At 63.8% G+C, this 16,131-nt stretch carries 12 protein-coding genes; 8 read left to right on the top strand and 4 right to left on the bottom strand.

The window, feature by feature from the left end:
• The first annotated feature begins 14 nt into the window (after positions 1 to 14).
• From gcvH to EK416_RS05685, 5 genes are all read left to right on the top strand, one after another.
• Positions 15 to 392, top strand: a complete 378-nt coding sequence (gene gcvH / locus EK416_RS05705; protein ID WP_127076545.1) for a glycine cleavage system protein GcvH — start codon at positions 15 to 17, stop codon at positions 390 to 392.
• On the top strand, positions 392 to 1,741 hold the full coding sequence (gene gcvPA, locus EK416_RS05700; RefSeq protein WP_127076544.1) for an aminomethyl-transferring glycine dehydrogenase subunit GcvPA: 1,350 nt from the start codon (positions 392 to 394) through the stop codon (positions 1,739 to 1,741). The genes gcvH and gcvPA overlap by 1 nt, the downstream gene beginning before the upstream one ends.
• On the top strand, positions 1,734 to 3,290 hold the full coding sequence (gcvPB, locus tag EK416_RS05695) for an aminomethyl-transferring glycine dehydrogenase subunit GcvPB (protein WP_127076543.1): 1,557 nt from the start codon (positions 1,734 to 1,736) through the stop codon (positions 3,288 to 3,290). Before gcvPA ends, gcvPB begins: the two co-directional genes overlap by 8 nt.
• 80 nt (positions 3,291 to 3,370) lie before the next feature.
• The gene (locus EK416_RS05690; protein ID WP_127076542.1) at positions 3,371 to 3,625 is read left to right on the top strand and encodes a type II toxin-antitoxin system RelE family toxin; all 255 of its coding nucleotides are present in this window, start codon (positions 3,371 to 3,373) and stop codon (positions 3,623 to 3,625) included.
• A 4-nt stretch (positions 3,626 to 3,629) separates the two neighbouring features.
• The gene (locus EK416_RS05685; protein WP_127076541.1) at positions 3,630 to 4,001 is read left to right on the top strand and encodes a helix-turn-helix transcriptional regulator; all 372 of its coding nucleotides are present in this window, start codon (positions 3,630 to 3,632) and stop codon (positions 3,999 to 4,001) included.
• A gap of 83 nt (positions 4,002 to 4,084) precedes the next feature.
• On the opposite strand, the gene scpA is transcribed toward EK416_RS05685, so the two are convergent.
• Both scpA and EK416_RS05675 read right to left on the bottom strand, forming a co-directional pair.
• Positions 4,085 to 6,247 (bottom strand): methylmalonyl-CoA mutase, encoded by a 2,163-nt coding sequence (scpA, locus tag EK416_RS05680; protein ID WP_127076540.1) that lies wholly within the window; start codon positions 6,245 to 6,247, stop codon positions 4,085 to 4,087.
• Between the two features lie 174 nt (positions 6,248 to 6,421).
• On the bottom strand, positions 6,422 to 8,407 hold the full coding sequence (locus EK416_RS05675) for a methylmalonyl-CoA mutase family protein (protein ID WP_127076539.1): 1,986 nt from the start codon (positions 8,405 to 8,407) through the stop codon (positions 6,422 to 6,424).
• Between the two features lie 279 nt (positions 8,408 to 8,686).
• Here EK416_RS05675 and carB point away from each other — a divergent pair, with 279 nt between their 5' ends.
• The 3 genes from carB to EK416_RS05660 all read left to right on the top strand — a co-directional run bounded on the left by carB (position 8,687) and on the right by EK416_RS05660 (position 13,265).
• Complete coding sequence (carB, locus tag EK416_RS05670; RefSeq protein WP_127076538.1) at positions 8,687 to 12,016, top strand: carbamoyl-phosphate synthase large subunit; 3,330 nt, start codon at positions 8,687 to 8,689, stop codon at positions 12,014 to 12,016.
• Between the two features lie 116 nt (positions 12,017 to 12,132).
• Complete coding sequence (gene greA / locus EK416_RS05665) at positions 12,133 to 12,612, top strand: transcription elongation factor GreA (protein WP_127076537.1); 480 nt, start codon at positions 12,133 to 12,135, stop codon at positions 12,610 to 12,612.
• A 209-nt stretch (positions 12,613 to 12,821) separates the two neighbouring features.
• Entirely contained in the window at positions 12,822 to 13,265 is a 444-nt protein-coding gene (locus EK416_RS05660) for a hypothetical protein (RefSeq protein WP_127076536.1), read from the top strand.
• 244 nt (positions 13,266 to 13,509) lie between these two features.
• Here EK416_RS05660 and EK416_RS05655 read toward each other — a convergent pair whose 3' ends face one another.
• Together EK416_RS05655 and EK416_RS05650 are read right to left on the bottom strand one after the other, a co-directional pair.
• Complete coding sequence (locus EK416_RS05655) at positions 13,510 to 15,294, bottom strand: L,D-transpeptidase family protein (protein WP_127076535.1); 1,785 nt, start codon at positions 15,292 to 15,294, stop codon at positions 13,510 to 13,512.
• Positions 15,295 to 15,779: 485 nt separating this feature from the next.
• Positions 15,780 to 16,103 carry a YidB family protein gene (locus EK416_RS05650; RefSeq protein ID WP_127076534.1) on the bottom strand — a complete coding sequence of 108 codons (324 nt, stop codon included), beginning with the start codon at positions 16,101 to 16,103 and terminating at the stop codon, positions 15,780 to 15,782.
• Between the last annotated feature and the right edge of the window lie 28 nt (positions 16,104 to 16,131).

Genomic DNA, 16,131 nt, shown 5'->3' with positions numbered 1-16,131 from the left:
AAAGGTCAGAAGCCATGACGCTCATCAGATACACGGAAGACCACGAATATATCAGCGTCGAGGACGGCGTCGGCACGGTCGGAATTACGGACTACGCGCAAGGCAAGCTCGGCGACGTGACCTTCGTCGAACTGCCGAAGGTCGGCGAGAAGGTGAAGCAGGGCCAGCCCATCGCGGTGGTCGAGTCGGTCAAGGCCGCGAGCGACATCTACTCGCCCGTGAGCGGCGAGGTGGTCGAAATCAACGAAGCGCTTAACGACAAGCCGGAACTCATCAATCAGGAGCCCGAGACGGGCGCGTGGATCTACAGGCTTGCGCTTTCTAACGCCGGCGAACTCGACAAGCTCATGGACCGGGATGCCTATCTCGCCTATGCGGGCGCGGAGGGCTGATGCGCTATCTTCCCCACACGGACGCGGATCGCCGCGCCATGCTCGCCGCCGTCGGCCAGAGCGACATCGACATCGACGCGCTTTTCGCTGCCGTGCCCGAAGGCGCGCTCCGGCGCGACCTGCCTGATCTGCCCCGCGCGCAAAGCGAACTCGCGGTTGAACGCGTGCTGTCGCGGCTTGCCGCCCGCAACGTGCCCGCATCGTCGGTGCCGTTCTTTGCGGGCGCGGGCGCCTACCACCATCATGTGCCGGCAACGGTTGATCACATCATCCAGCGCTCGGAGTTCATGACGGCCTACACGCCCTACCAGCCGGAAATCGCGCAGGGCACGCTGCAATATCTGTTCGAGTTTCAAAGCCAGGTCGCTGCGCTGACGGGCATGGAAGTGGCGAACGCCTCCATGTATGACGGCTCCACGGCGGCGGGCGAGGCCGTGCTGATGGCGCATCGCGTGACGCGGCGCGGCAAGGCGGTGGTCGCGGGCGGGGTGCACCCGCATTACCGCGCGGTGATCGAGACGGTTTCGCGCCTTGGCGGGTTCGAGGTCGATGTGCGGGCGGTGGATCCCGCAACGAGCTTCGAGGCGGACGCCGACAAGGACACATCCTGCATCGTCGTGCAAATGCCCGACGCCTTCGGCCGCGTGGCGGACCTCTCGGCGCTTGCGGAAAAGGCCCATGAGGCGGGCGCTCTGCTCGTCGTCGTGGTGACGGAAGCGGTGTCGTTCGGGGCGCTGAAATCGCCGGGCGCGATGGGCGCCGATATCGTGGTGGCTGAAGGCCAGAGCATCGGCAACGGCCTCAATTTCGGCGGCCCCTATCTCGGACTGTTCGCTGCGCGAAAGAAATTCGTGCGCCAGATGCCGGGGCGGCTTTGCGGCGAGACGGTGGACCACGACGGGCGGCGCGGCTTCGTGCTGACGCTGTCGACCCGCGAGCAGCATATCCGCCGCGAGAAGGCGACGAGCAATATCTGCACGAACTCGGGGCTTTGCGCGCTCGCATTCACGGCGCATCTGACGCTGCTCGGCGAAGCGGGCCTGCGGAAGCTCGCGCGCATCAACCACGCGAACGCGGTGGCCTTGGCGAAGGCGCTCGACAGCGTGGACGATGTGAATGTGATGACGCCCGCATTTTTCAACGAGTTCACAATCCGCACGCCGAAACCCGGCGCGGCGGTGATCGATGCGCTGGCCGACCGCGGAATCATCGGCGGCGTGCCCGCATCGCGGCTCTGGCCGGACGCGCCGACGCTCGCGAATGCCATCGTCGTCGCGGCGACAGAAACGACAACTCCCGACGACATCGCCGCCTTCCGGGCCGCGCTCGAAGAGGTGCTCCATGGTTGAGATGCCGAAAGTGATCCTTCCCGCCGTCGAGGCGGCAGCCGCGCCCGCGCCGACCTTCACCGGCAATCGCGCGCTTCAGATCGAGGAGCCGCTGATCTTCGAGATCGGCTCGACGGAAACCACCGGAGTCGATTTCGAGGAGGTGGCGGAAACGGAAACGCGCCTCGGCGGCCTTGAGCGAGACGACGCCATCGGGCTGCCGGGGCTCTCTGAGCCGGAGACGATGCGTCATTACGTGCGCCTCAGTCAGAAGAATTACTCCATCGACACCGGCATATTTCCGCTCGGCTCCTGCACCATGAAGCACAACCCGCGCCTCAACGAGAAGATGGCGCGGCTGCCGGGTTTTGCGGACATCCACCCCCTTCAGCCGGAGAAGACCGTGCAGGGCGCGCTCGCGCTGATGACGGAGCTGTCGCGCTGGCTGCTCGAACTCACGGGCATGCACGCGGTCTCGCTGTCGCCCAAGGCGGGCGCGCATGGCGAATTCTGCGGCATGGCGGCGATCAAGGCGGCGCTCGAAGCGCGCGGCGAGGCAGACGCGCGCCGCGTCGTGCTGGTGCCCGTCTCGGCCCACGGCACGAACCCTGCGACGGCGGCGCATTTGGGCTTCACCGTTCGCGCGGTCGAGGCGGGGCCGGACGGCACCGTGAGCGTGGACGCCGTGCGCGCGGCGCTCGGGCCGGATGTCGCCGCGATGATGCTGACGAACCCGAACACCTGCGGGCTGTTCGAGCCGCATATCCGCGAGATCGCCGACGCGCTGCATGAGGCGGGCGCGTACCTCTATTGCGACGGCGCGAATTTCAATGCCATCGCGGGCAAGGTGCGCCCCGGCGACCTCGGCGCGGACGCGATGCACATCAACCTTCACAAGACGTTCTCGACGCCGCATGGCGGGGGTGGGCCGGGTGCCGGGCCGGTGGTTCTGTCGGAAGCGCTTGCGGCTTATGCGCCCGTGCCGTTCTTGCGCCGCGATGGCGATGCGTTGCGTCTCGTGGAACACGAAGCCGATGCGCCGGACGGGGCCGCGCCGTTCGGCCGTCTCGCAGCCTTTCATGGCCAGATGGGCATGTTTGTGCGCGCGCTCGCCTACATGATGAGCCACGGCGCCGACGGCATCCGTCAGGCGTCCGAAGATGCGGTGCTGAACGCGAATTACGTGCGCGCGCGCCTCGCCGACGTGCTGACGCTGCCATTCCCCAAGGGCGCGATGCATGAGGTCTTGTTCGACGACGGCTTCCTGAAAGGCACGGGCGTCTCGACGCTCGACTTCGCGAAGGCGCTGATCGACGAGGGCTTTCACCCGATGACTGTATATTTCCCGCTCGTCGTTTCCGGGGCGATGCTGATCGAGCCGACCGAGTCCGAATCGAAGCAGGGCCTCGACCAGTTCATCGAAGCGGTGCGAAGCCTCGCGCTCGCAGCGAAGGCCGGAGATGCCGCGCGCTTCACGCAGGCGCCCCGCTTCGCGCCGCGCTCGCGCCTCGACGAAACCCGCGCCGCCCGCGAGTTGGTGCTGAGCTATCAGGAGAAGGCGGCGAAGTGAACAGTCTTCAATGGCCCAAAGGCCAGGAGTTCCCAGCCTTTTGGCCATTGACGTTTTATCGCTATAAGCGATAATGCGGCATGCTGGCTATAACCTTCACCAGAGAGGCGGCAAAGGCGCTCAAACGAATGCCTGCGAACGTTGCTGCAACGATCCGAGCCAAGATCGAGCACTATGCGACGGACCCGGATTCGTTGGCGAACAATGTAAAAACGCTGAAGGGCTCAAACGGATTGCGAAGACTTCGCATCGGGGACTGGCGCGTTATCTTCACCGAGAACGGCGAGGTGCTTGCAATCCTCAAGATTGCTCCTCGCGGAGAAGCTTACGAGTGAGAGAATGAATACGCAAACCATCGTAACCCCATCCGGCGAGCGTCTGGTGATCCTTCCGGAGACAGACTACAACCGCCTTCTTGAAGCAGTGGAAGATGCGGCCGATATCGCCGCGGGCGATGAAGTCCTCCGCAAGCTTTCCGCTGGCGAGGAAGAATTGCTTCCATCGGAGTTTGTCGACCGGCTTCTTGCCGGTGAAAGTCCGCTGCGATTGTGGCGCGAGCATCGGCGGCTTACGAGTGCGGCGCTCGCCGAGAAGGCGGAGGTCGCCCAGTCCTACATTTCCGAAATCGAAACCGGAAAAAAGGAGGGGGGCCTTAAGACCATGAAAAAACTGGCCGACGCTCTCGGTATCGGCCTGGAAGATTTAGTCTGACATCATTACCGCAAGCCACGGAGAGGCCGCCCTTTACGGCTCTCCTCCGAAAGTATCCTTGCAAAGCGCAATGTGGCTTCTTGTCACTCCGCCGCGAGCTTCGTGTAGCCGAGATGCGCGTTGAGCTTGGCCAGAAGGTCGGTCGACGCATCCACGATGTTCGTGCCAGGGCCGAAGATCGCCACCGCGCCCGCCTTGTAGAGCGCGTCGTAATCATCCGGCGGGATGACGCCGCCAGCGACGATGAGGATGTCGGGCCGCCCCTGCGCCTCAAGTTCGCGCTTCAATTCCGGCACGAGCGTAAGATGGCCCGCCGCCAGCGACGACACGCCGACGATGTGCACGTCGTTTTCCACCGCCTGCCGCGCCACTTCGGCGGGCGTCGCGAACAGCGCGCCGATGTCCACGTCGAAGCCGAGATCCGCGAAGGCGGACGCGATCACCTTCTGGCCGCGGTCGTGGCCGTCCTGACCGACCTTGGCCACGAGCAGACGCGGGCGGCGCCCGTCTTCCTTCTCGAACGCCTCGCACAAGGCGATGACATGTGGAACCTTGTTTTCCATCGAGCCGACCTCCGCCCGGTAAACCCCCGAGATGGCGCGTGTTTCCGCCCGATGGCGACCATAGATCTTTTCGAGCGCATCTGAAATTTCGCCGACGGTCGCTTTCGCGCGGGCCGCGTCGACCGCGAGCGCGAGCAGATTGCCGCCGCCGCTTGCCGCCGCGTTGGTGAGCGCTTCGAGCGCCGGCGCGACAGCCGCGCCGTCGCGCTCGCCACGCAGACGCTCCAGCTTCTCGATCTGGGCTGCGCGCACCGCCGAATTGTCGACCTTCAGCACCTCGATGGGCGCTTCGTTCAACGGCTGATATCTGTTCACGCCGACGATGACCTGCTTGCCGCTGTCGATGCGGGCCTGCGTGCGTGCGGCGGCTTCCTCGATGCGAAGCTTCGGAACGCCCGCGTCGATGGCCTTCGCCATGCCGCCGAGACGCTCGACTTCCTCGATATGCTCCCACGCCTTCTTCGCAAGCTCATAGGTGAGCCGCTCGACGTAATAGCTGCCGCCCCACGGGTCGATGGTGCGGGTCGTGCCGGTTTCATATTCGATGAAAAGCTGCGTGTTGCGCGCGATGCGGGCCGAGAAATCGGTCGGCAGCGCGAGCGCTTCGTCGAGTGCGTTGGTATGGAGCGATTGCGTGCCGCCATGCGTCGCCGCGAAGGCTTCCACGCAGGTGCGCGTCACGTTGTTGAAGACGTCCTGCGCGGTGAGCGACCAGCCGCTTGTCTGACAGTGCGCGCGAAGGCTCATGGACTTCGGCGACTTTGCGCCCTCGGCCTTCATGAGCCGCGCCCAGAGCGCGCGGCCCGCGCGCATCTTGGCTACTTCCATGAAGTAGTTCATGCCGATGGCCCAGAAGAACGACAGGCGAGGCGCGAAGGCGTCGATGTCGAGCCCGGCGGCCTTGCCCGCGCGCGCATATTCCACGCCGTCTGCCAGCGTGTAGGCGAGTTCGAGGTCCGCGGTCGCGCCCGCTTCCTGCATGTGATAGCCGGAAATCGAGATCGAGTTGAACTTCGGCATGTTCGCGCTCGTATAGGCGAAGATGTCCGAGATGATGCGCATCGAGGGCAGGGGCGGATAGATATAGGTGTTCCGCACCATGAATTCCTTGAGGATGTCGTTCTGGATCGTGCCGGAGAGCTGCGCGGGCTTCACGCCTTGCTCCTCGCCCGCCACGATGAACAGCGCGAGGATCGGCAGTACCGCGCCGTTCATGGTCATGGACACGCTCATTTCCGAGAGCGGGATGCCGTCGAACAGCGTGCGCATGTCGTAGATCGAATCGATGGCCACGCCCGCCATGCCGACGTCGCCGCGCACGCGCGGGTGATCGCTGTCATAGCCGCGATGGGTGGCGAGGTCGAAGGCGATGGAAAGACCCTTCTGGCCCGCCGCGAGATTGCGGCGGTAGAAGGCGTTCGAGTCCTCGGCGGTCGAGAAGCCCGCATATTGGCGAACCGTCCAGGGCTGCTGGACGTACATCGTGGGGTAAGGCCCGCGAAGGAACGGTGCGAGCCCCGGATAGGTATTCAGGAAGTCGAGGCCTTCGATGTCGGCGGGGCCGTAGGCGGGTTTGAGTTGGATGCCCTCCGGCGTCTCGGCGGCCTCGCCGAAGGGGGCGCCCGCAAGGCTCGGCGTCTGCCACTCGATCTTCGAGAAATCCGGCAACGGAGAATTCGTCATCGTTCGCTTCCAGTGTCCCGCCCGGCCAACGCCGCTGCGGGTCGATCACCCCAGCGCGTATTGACCGATGCATTGAGTTCGGCTCCTCGGCGCGTCTTTTGACCGAAGGCAGGCCGATTGAAATCTGTTACCGAAGCGTCGTGCTCTTCAGAAAAGCGCGACGCTTCATCGCCATCAAGCTTCGTCGAATGCACCGAAGTTTTCATCCTCCGCCTCAAGACCGGCGGCCTCCGCCAGTTCCTCGACACGCAGGATGCGCTGCGCTTCTTCCAGGATGGCCAGCGCATTGCAGCCTTCATAGACGAGGCGGTCGACGGCCGTCCGGTCATGCGGATCAAGCGTCGAGAGCAAGGCCGCCGGGCCGGCGAGATAAACGTGGCTCGCGCCCGCACGCTTCAGCGCGGCGGCTGCTCCCTTCAACTCGGCATAGGTCGCGTTGGACGAGCACAAACAGGCGATCGGCGCCGGACTCTGCTTGAACGCAGCCGCGAGTTTTTCGACATCGGTGAAGCCTTCCTCGGGCACGATGGTCTCGATACCGCCCGCAGCGAAGAAGCTCTGGACCCAGAGCGACCGCGCGCGGTAGTCCGACGGCGAGCCGAGAAGCGCGAGGAACAGGGGCGGTCTGGAACCGATGCTGGCGAGTGCGAAGTCGGCGCGCTGGCGCAGCACTTCGAAAGGTTCTGCGTCGCGCCGGGCGACGTCGAGCGGGCCGGTCGCGATCAGGTCGCAGACGACGCGCGAAGCGGAGCGCAGTTCCGGCAACGGCACGCCGCGTGCGGCCGCCGCAACAAGCGCCGCAAAGCGTTCGCCCGTGCCGGGGGCGGGAAGCGCGAAATCGACGGTGGGATGCGCTTCTTCCGCGATGATGGAGGCAGGTTCTTCGAAGGCGATCTTCTCGTTGAGGTTCGGGAAGACCGAAACGCCGGTTATCTTTTCCTTGCGGTGAGCGATGGCACGGTCGCGCTTGTCGGCGGTTTCTTGCAGGCGAGCCGAAACGAAGCCGCTTTCGAGCGCCTTGAGCAGGCCGCCCTTGGCTTCAACCTCGCGGAAGAGCGCCCAGGCCGACGCCGCGAGGTTTTCGGTGAGCGTTTCGACATAGGACGAACCGGCGGCGGGGTCGGCGACGGCGGATAGCCAGGCTTCGCTCTGGAGCACAAGCCCGGTATTGCGCGCGATGCGCCGTGAAAGGGGCGTGGGCTCGGTCGCGGCCTCGTCGAATGGGTGAACTTCGATGGCGCTCGCTCCGCCGATGGCCGCGCCGAAAACGCTCGCGGTCGAGCGCAGCATGTTTACGTGCGGATCGTAGACGGAGAGGATACGGGGCGGTGTCTTCGCGTAGAGAAGAATATGCTCGTTTGGCGCCACGCCTGCCGCTTCATGGGCGCGGGCCCAGAGAAGGCGGATGGCGCGGAAGGCCGCAATCGTGAGGAACAGGTCGGCGGAGGCGGACAGCTTGAAGCCGATGGCGCGCGAGGCGTCCTCGCGCGAAAGCCCGGCGGCTTCGAGAGCGCGCCAATAGGCCACCGCCGCGGCGAGCGTGAAGCCGAGTTCGTCCACAACGGAACCGCCCGCGCCGTTCCAGGCCCGGCTCGACGCAAGGAACGGGGTTACGTTCGGGAAACGTTCGCGAATGGCAAGCGCCGCGTCGACCGTATCGGCGAGTGCGGCTTTCCGGTCGGCAGGAACCTCGCCCGCAACGGCGAAAGCGGTGATCGGGTCGAATCCGGTGGTGCCGACAATTGTCTTGTCCGCTTTCGCGAGAAGGAACGCGGCATCTGCGGGGGTGCTGCCGCCCGCGAGAAAAATCGGCACGCCCGCATCCAGTACGGCCCCAAGCTCGGCGGCCTTGCGAATGGCGGGACCGTTGGCGAGATCCAGGCTCAGCGCCGTCGCGCCGTTCGCAAGATCGTCGGCCAGTTGCCGCTCTGCGTCGGCAAGCGATGCCCCCGCGAGAGGCTGCACGATGAGCCAGCCGCGCTGGCCGTGACGCGCGGGCGACGTGGCTGCGCCGGTATAGAGCGGCGACGTCGCGAAGCCTTCATAAAGCTGGTTTTCGAGCACGCGGAAAGGCGCGCCCTTCAGCGCCTTTTCCACAATGGCGCGCCAGTCCGCTTCGGAGGCTGGCGGAAATTCTTTGGCGAGTGCGAAATGTTCCATGGCGGCGCATGATAGTGATGCGGCCCCTGTCAGTCCACAGCCGCGGGATCGTTTTTTTGCCTTTTTCGGGGGCGCAGCACCGCGCCTTAAGGCCGCGCTCGCGGCTAGTCATTCACAAAAGAGGGAAGACGCGGGAATTGCGAAACAAGGCGGCTATTCGGTGCCGCGGCGGCAGCATGGCTGCCTCCAAAATGCGCATTCGTGTAAGCTCGCTTCCACGCTGTTGTTGAATCGTCGCCCGCTTCCTTTATAACGCGACGAAACCCGAGCGCCAGAAGTATGCCCAAACGCACAGATATAGACTCCATCCTCATCATTGGGGCTGGCCCGATTGTTATCGGCCAGGCCTGTGAATTCGACTATTCCGGCACGCAAGCCTGCAAGGCTCTGCGTCAGGAGGGATATCGAATCATCCTCGTGAATTCGAACCCCGCCACGATCATGACCGACCCCGATCTGGCGCACGCCACCTATATCGAGCCGATCACGCCCGACATGGTGACGAAGGTGATCGAGCGCGAACGCCGCGAACATCCAGACGAACGAATGGCTCTGCTGCCCACCATGGGCGGCCAGACCGCGCTCAATACCGCGCTGAAGCTCGCGCGTGACGGCGTGCTCGACCGCTTCGGCGTCGAGTTGATCGGCGCGAACGCCGACGCCATCGACAAGGCCGAGGATCGTCAGCTTTTCCGCGAGGCGATGAAAAAGATCGGGCTCGCGACGCCGAAATCACGGCTTGCGCAAACCCTCCAGGAGGCCATCGAGGCGCTCGAACACGTTCCGTTGCCCGCGATCATCCGCCCGTCCTTCACGCTCGGCGGCACCGGCGGCGGCATCGCGTACAACCGCGAGGAATATCTTCACATCTGCGAGCGCGGCCTCGAAGCGTCGCCTACCACGCAGATCCTGATCGAGGAATCCGTCCTCGGATGGAAAGAGTTTGAGATGGAGGTCGTCCGCGACAAGAAGGACAACTGCATCATCATCTGTTCCATCGAGAACGTGGACCCGATGGGCGTGCATACGGGCGATTCGATCACGGTCGCGCCCGCGCTGACGCTGACCGACCGCGAATATCAGGTCATGCGCAACGCCTCCATCGCGGTGTTGCGCGAGATCGGCGTCGAGACCGGCGGCTCCAACGTGCAGTTCGCGGTCAACCCGCAGGACGGCAAGCTCGTCGTCATCGAGATGAATCCGCGCGTGTCGCGATCGTCGGCGCTTGCGTCGAAGGCGACGGGCTTCCCCATCGCGAAGGTGGCGGCGAAGCTCGCCGTTGGCTACACGCTCGACGAACTCGACAACGATATCACCAAGGGCGCGACCCCGGCTTCCTTCGAGCCGACCATCGATTACGTCGTCACGAAGATCCCGCGCTTCGCCTTCGAGAAGTTCCCAGGCGCTCCGACGACGCTCACCACGGCGATGAAATCGGTCGGTGAGGCGATGGCCATCGGCCGCACCTTCCATGAAAGCCTGCAAAAGGCGCTCCGCTCCATGGAAACGGGGCTCACCGGCCTCGACGATTACGTGCTCGAAGGGCTCGGCAAGGGCGACGACAAGAACGTCATCCGCGAGGCACTCGGCACGCCGTCGCCGGACCGGCTCCTCAAGGTCGCGCAGGCACTCCGCCTTGGCGTCGATCACGAGCAGATCCACACGATGTGCCGGATCGATCCGTGGTTCATTGAACGGCTTCAGGAAATCGTCGACGTCGAAACAAAGATCCGCGAGCATGGCTTGCCCGGCACGGAACGCGCGTTCCGCGAATTGAAGGCAATGGGCTTTTCCGATGCCCGCCTTGCGTCGCTCGCCGGTCTGACGGAAGCCGAGGTCGTGGAGAAGCGCCGCGCGCTGAAGGTGTTCCCCGTCTACAAGCGAATCGACACCTGCGCGGCGGAATTTCCCTCGCCGACGCCTTACATGTATTCGACCTACGAGAGCCCGATTGCCGGGCAGGCAAGCTGCGAGGCCGCGCCGTCCGCGCGCGAGAAGATCGTCATCCTCGGCAGCGGCCCGAACCGCATCGGTCAGGGCATCGAGTTCGACTATTGTTGCTGTCACGCGGCTTTCTCGCTGTCGAAGGCGGGCTACGAGACGATCATGGTGAACTGCAACCCGGAGACCGTCTCGACCGACTACGACACGTCGGACCGCCTCTATTTCGAACCGCTGACACCGGAAGACGTGCTTGCGATCATCGAAAGGGAAGCGTCGAACGGCAAGCTCAAGGGCGTGATCGTGCAATTCGGCGGCCAGACGCCGCTGAAGCTCGCGCAGACGCTCGCCGACAAGGGCGTGCCGATCCTTGGCACATCGCCCGACGCCATCGACCTCGCCGAGGACCGCGACCGCTTCAAGGCGCTCGTGGAGAAGCTCAATCTGCGTCAGCCGCAAAACGGCATCGCCTACTCCATCGAGCAGGCTCTCGCCGCGAGCGAGGAAATCGGCTTCCCCATCGTGGTGCGGCCTTCCTACGTGCTGGGCGGCCGGGCCATGGCGATCATTCCGCATCAGGCCGCGCTGAAGGACTATTTCGACACGACACTCGCCGCCTTCGTTCCGCCGGACGTGCACCATCGTTTCGCGGGCAACCGCCACGCGGAAGTGAATGCCGTGCTTGCGAAAAACGCGCTTCTGCTCGATTCCTATGTGCGCGATGCGACCGAGGTCGATGTCGATGCCATTTCAGATGGCACGGACGTCTTCATCGCGGGCGTGATGGAGCATATCGAGGAAGCGGGCGTGCATTCGGGCGACAGCGCCTGTTCGCTGCCGCCGCATTCGCTCTGCGAAGAGACGCTGCGGGAGCTTGAGCGCCAGACGGCCGACATCGCCCGAGCGCTGAACGTCGTGGGGCTGATGAACATCCAGTATGCGGTGAAGGACGGCGACGTCTACGTGCTGGAGGTGAACCCGCGCGCGAGCCGCACCGTGCCCTTCGTGGCGAAGGTGATCGGTTATCCGGTCGCGGCCATCGCCGCCCGCGTCATGGCGGGTGAGAAACTCGCGGACATGAACCTCAAGCATCGCGCAAACGTACAGCATGTGGGCGTGAAGGAAGCCGTGTTCCCGTTCGAGCGCTTCCCGGAGATCGATCCGGTGCTTGGGCCCGAAATGCGCTCCACCGGCGAGGTCATGGGCATCGACAAGACCTATGCGGTCGCCTTCGCCAAGGCGCAGCTCGCGAGCGGCAGCCGCTTGCCGACAGCCGGAACGCTGTTCGTGTCGGTGAAGGAATCCGACAAGGACCGCATCGTTCAACCTGTCCGCGACCTTGTGGACATGGGATTCAAGGTGCTCGCCACACGCGGCACGGCGCGTCACCTCGAAGCGAACGGCATCCCCTGCACGCGCATCAACAAGGTGCTCGAAGGGCGGCCGAATATCGTCGACGCGATGAAGAACCGCGAGGTCGATCTCGTCTTCAACACGACGGAGGGGGCAAAGGCGCTTGCCGACAGTTCCACGATCCGCCGTACCGCATTGATGTACAAGATTCCTTATTACACGACGATCGCGGGCGCGCTCGCGGTTACAAAATCAGTTGCGGCAATGCGCGCGGGCATCCTTGAAGTTCAGCCTCTGCAGAAATATATCGCCTAAACTGTGTGTGCCGGTTCCGGAGGGCGGTCCGGCATGCATTGCTTTTTGTCGAATTCCACTTTCAGATGGATGAACGGTTCCGGGGGGAGTTTCTCCGGACCTGGGGAGAATTGGGGATGAGCGAAAAAGTGCCGATGACTGCCCAGGGGCATGCAGCGCTTGAGGCCGAGCTTAAATATCTGAGAAGCGTCGAGCGTCAGCGGATCATCAAGGCCATCGCGGAGGCGCGGTCACACGGCGACCTTTCCGAAAATGCCGAATATCATGCCGCGAAGGAAGCGCAGGGCATGAACGAGGCCAAGGTGGCAGACCTCGAAGACAAGCTCAGCCGCGCCGAAGTGATCGACATCTCCAAGCTTTCCGGCGAGACGGTGAAGTTTGGCGCGACGGTGACGCTCGTCGACGAGGACACCGAGGAAGAGGTGAAGTATCAGATTGTCGGCGATCTCGAAGCCGATGTCCGGAACGGAAAGGTTTCCATCGGTTCTCCGATCGCGCGCGCGCTCATCGGCAAGAAAGCTGGCGATTCCGTCGAGGTGAACACGCCGCGTGGCGCGAAGTCTTACGAGATCCTGAAAGTCGCGTTCCTCGGCTAAGGCGAGAAAACTTCATTCCGTACGCTCCTGTAGCAAAGCCGCCGGCCAGGCGGCTTTTTTTTGCATCGGGCTGATCGCGTCATGCTCTTGCGATCAGGTGCGCTCGCGCGCTCCGGCACGCGATGTGAACATATTGCCTCCCTATTTTACTCCAGAAGGTCCGGTAGGGTATTCCCGGGACACGCAGGCACAATTCAGGGGGAGATAACATGAGACTTTTAAAGGCCGCCCGCGCCGGGCTGATTGCGTTCATCGCGTTTGTTGGCCTCTCGTCGGCGAGCTACGCCGACAGCGGAACGGTGACGCTGACCATCTACAAGGCCGGTTGGGTCATCGGTGGCTCCGGGGGCAGCGGCTCACTCGTCTTTCAGGGTAGGCGCTATGCGCTCTCGACCGGAGGCCTCGATTACGGGCTCGTCTTCGGAGGTTCGAAGACCGTGCTGCGCGGAAGGGTGAGCAACATCTGGTCGCCGAGGGATGTCGAGGGCGTCTATGGTGCCGCTGGTGCGGGACTTGCGGTGGGGCGGGGTGCCCGCGCTATCGTGCTGACCAATCAGAAGGGCGCGGTACTGGAACTCACGGGTAGCCAGGTCGGGCTGCTGGCCAACCTCGATCTGAGCGGCCTCGCGATTTCACTGGACCGGCATAGGTGATGGGCGGCTGTGAGCTGACTGCCCGACTGTTAATCCTGCGTCTTCGGTAAGCTACGGTCAGCTTGCCTCGGACACCGGCGAAACGGGCCAGCTCCGCTTCCAGAATGCGCCACGCGCAGCAGCAAAGGGCTTTCGGTCGCTGCCGCGGCTTCGCAGGCAACTCAGTCGTTGCCTTCGAACCAGGGGGAAGGCTGACTTTCGCTCTTCCTTCTCGACGATTGCCCGCGCGGCCAACGCGTTCGTTTCAGGGAAATCGGTGGTCCGGCTTCGGCAGGGCCACCGGCGCCAATCTGCTTGCAGCCAAGGGTGGCTGCGGGCAGGCCACCCGCAACGCGGGCGCGCTCTTGCTGTCCGTCCGGCCAGGCTGAACCACGTAGCGCTTGTTGCAAACGCTGACCTGAGGCGGGATGCGGCTTTCGTCGAAAAGATCGTAAGCCGGTTTCAGGTCGCGCCAGAACTCCGCCCACGGATGCCAGTCGAACGCGGCGAGACGCTCGTCTGTCATGCGGAACGGAAAGGCATGCACGCCGACCCTTTCCTGTCCGGCGTCGAGCGCGGCGGTGACGAGCAGCCAAAGCTCATCGATGAAAGCGTCCGTCATGGCATAGCAGCCGATGGACGCGCAGGCGCCATGCACCATGAGGTGCGAGCCGGTTCGGCTGTAAGCCCGGTCGAACAGGTTCGGGTAACCGATGTTGAAGGCGCGATGATAGCGGCTGTTCGGATTGAGCTGGCCCTTGCCGATCGTATAGAAGCCTTCCGGCGTCTGCGCATCGCCTTCAGCGAGTTTCGGTCCGAGCTGGCCCGACCAGGCGCAAATCGGATAGGTCGCGAACAGCGCGAAGCCGTCCACGCCCTTTATCCAGAGTTCTGCTTCAAGATCGGCCTTGAAAATGCGCAGGAACACCGGATCGCCCCTCTTCATGCCTTTCTCTCGCAGCCGCTTGTCGACATCGGCGGGATCGGCGGTTTTGGCGGCGGAGACGCCCTTGAAGAAATTGCGATAGCCGTTCGGCGAAAAGGTTTCGGATTGAAGATCGATGGCCCGCCGAACGTGTCCCCCGTCCACGTCCCATATCTTGAGCATCTTGTCCGGGCTTCCCGAAATGGCGAGGCTTCCGTCGACAGACACCGCAACCGATGCGACCGCGTCCGCATGCCCTTCGAACGTCCTGACCAATGCGCCTGTCTGCGCATCCCATAGTTTCAGCGTCCGGTCGGCGCCTCCGGAAAGGATGCGGCCACCATTCGCGAATGCGAGCGTCGTTGTTTCCGAGGAATGCCCCTCGAAGGTTTTGAGAAGTTGGCCGCTTCCGATGTCCCAGAGCTTGAGCGTCTTGTCCTTGCTCGCGGAAACGGCCTGCAACCCGTCCGGTGAGACCGCGAGCGAAGTCACGGCATCGCCATGACCTTCAAAGGTGCTTTCCGGCTGCCCCGTTTCAAGGTTCCAGAGTTTAAGCGTCTTGTCCGCGCTGGCCGACAACGCCCGGCCGCCATCGGGTGCGAAGACGACCGCCGTCACGTCGCTGGAATGGCCTTCGAGGGTTTTGGCAAGCTGGCCGGTTTCCAGATCCCAAAGCTTGAGCGTCTTGTCCTTGCTGGCCGAGAGAGCCCGCCGCCCGTCGGGGGCGATGGCGACCGAAAGAACATCGCTTGCGTGCCCCTCCATGGTGGTCACGAGTTCCCCCGTCTTGACCGCGAACAGCCGCAGTGTGGCGTCGGAGCCTGCCGCGAGAATGAACTGCCCGTCAGGAGAGAACGCCAACGCGTAAATCCGTATGGCCTGAGCATCCAGCGTTCTCAGCAAGAGGCCGGTCGGAACGTCCCAGAGCCTGACGAGGTTGTCCTGGCCGCCGGTGACGGCCTGCCTGCCATTCGGCGAGATCGCGACGGCGTTGATCGCTTTCGAATATCCGAGGAAGAGAGCAAGGGTTGGGTCGATCGCGGCGCTGGCCCGCTCGGAGATCGGAACGGCAAGACCGAGCAGCAAAAGGGCGATGCGCAGCGGTCCTCTCAGGCAAGGCGCCATGTCTTTCCCCTTGTTGCGGGCGACTGACGCGGCGCGACGCAGTTGAAAGCATCGGGCGCTGTAAGGGCCCTCGTCGCCCCTGTCATCGGGTCACTTGGGCGACAAAGTCAACTGCCGAGATAGGCCCTTGCTGGAAGCGTTGCGTCGAACCTTCGAGAAGATCGCCAACACTTGGCCGACCCTTGTTTTCATCCAGCGTCGGCGTCAGGCAGGACGGCTGGTCCTCGTCGACTGGGCTGCTCATCGGGCGCCCTGAAAAGGGGCGGCGATGCAGATGCGACCACGCCTGCCCCCCGGCGGAGCCGGCTCGGTGCCTCAGACCTTCGCGAACGCCGCGCCCTTTGCCGCAAAATCCGTGAGCGCTGCAAGACCAGCGCATATAGGCCGATGCCTTTGCGGGAAGACTGACGCGTCGGCGCGATTTCATTTCGGCGGCCAGGCCGGATGTCGGCAAAGCCGCCTCTTAGCGTGTCTCCCCAATTGACCTAGTACCGCCAGTCCCATCGGGCGCGCGTCGCGCCTCCGGCCGTCAGCGTACCGACCGTCTTCGGCAGGAGTTCCGACAACGCTTCAGCGGTTGCGTCGGCCGACAAACCGACTTTCGCCCCGAGCTTCTGCAACGTTTCAAACCCGAGGGCGCGGTGGATCTGACCGGCGGAAATCGGCTGTTTCTCTTCCTTGCCGACCCACGACCGGACGATGGGGCCGAGCCCTTCTTTCTCGAATTTGCTGATCAGGCCGCTAACGCCGCCCTGTTCCTGAATAAAGCCCTTCACTATGCTCTCGGCGGGATTATCTGAATGGCCCATGTTGAACACTCCCTCGCATTTTAATGAA

It is taken from the genome of Rhodomicrobium lacus, assembly GCF_003992725.1.
GTDB classification, from domain to species: Bacteria; Pseudomonadota; Alphaproteobacteria; order Rhizobiales; family Rhodomicrobiaceae; genus Rhodomicrobium; species Rhodomicrobium lacus.
This window is presented reverse-complemented; position numbering and strand designations above follow the sequence as displayed.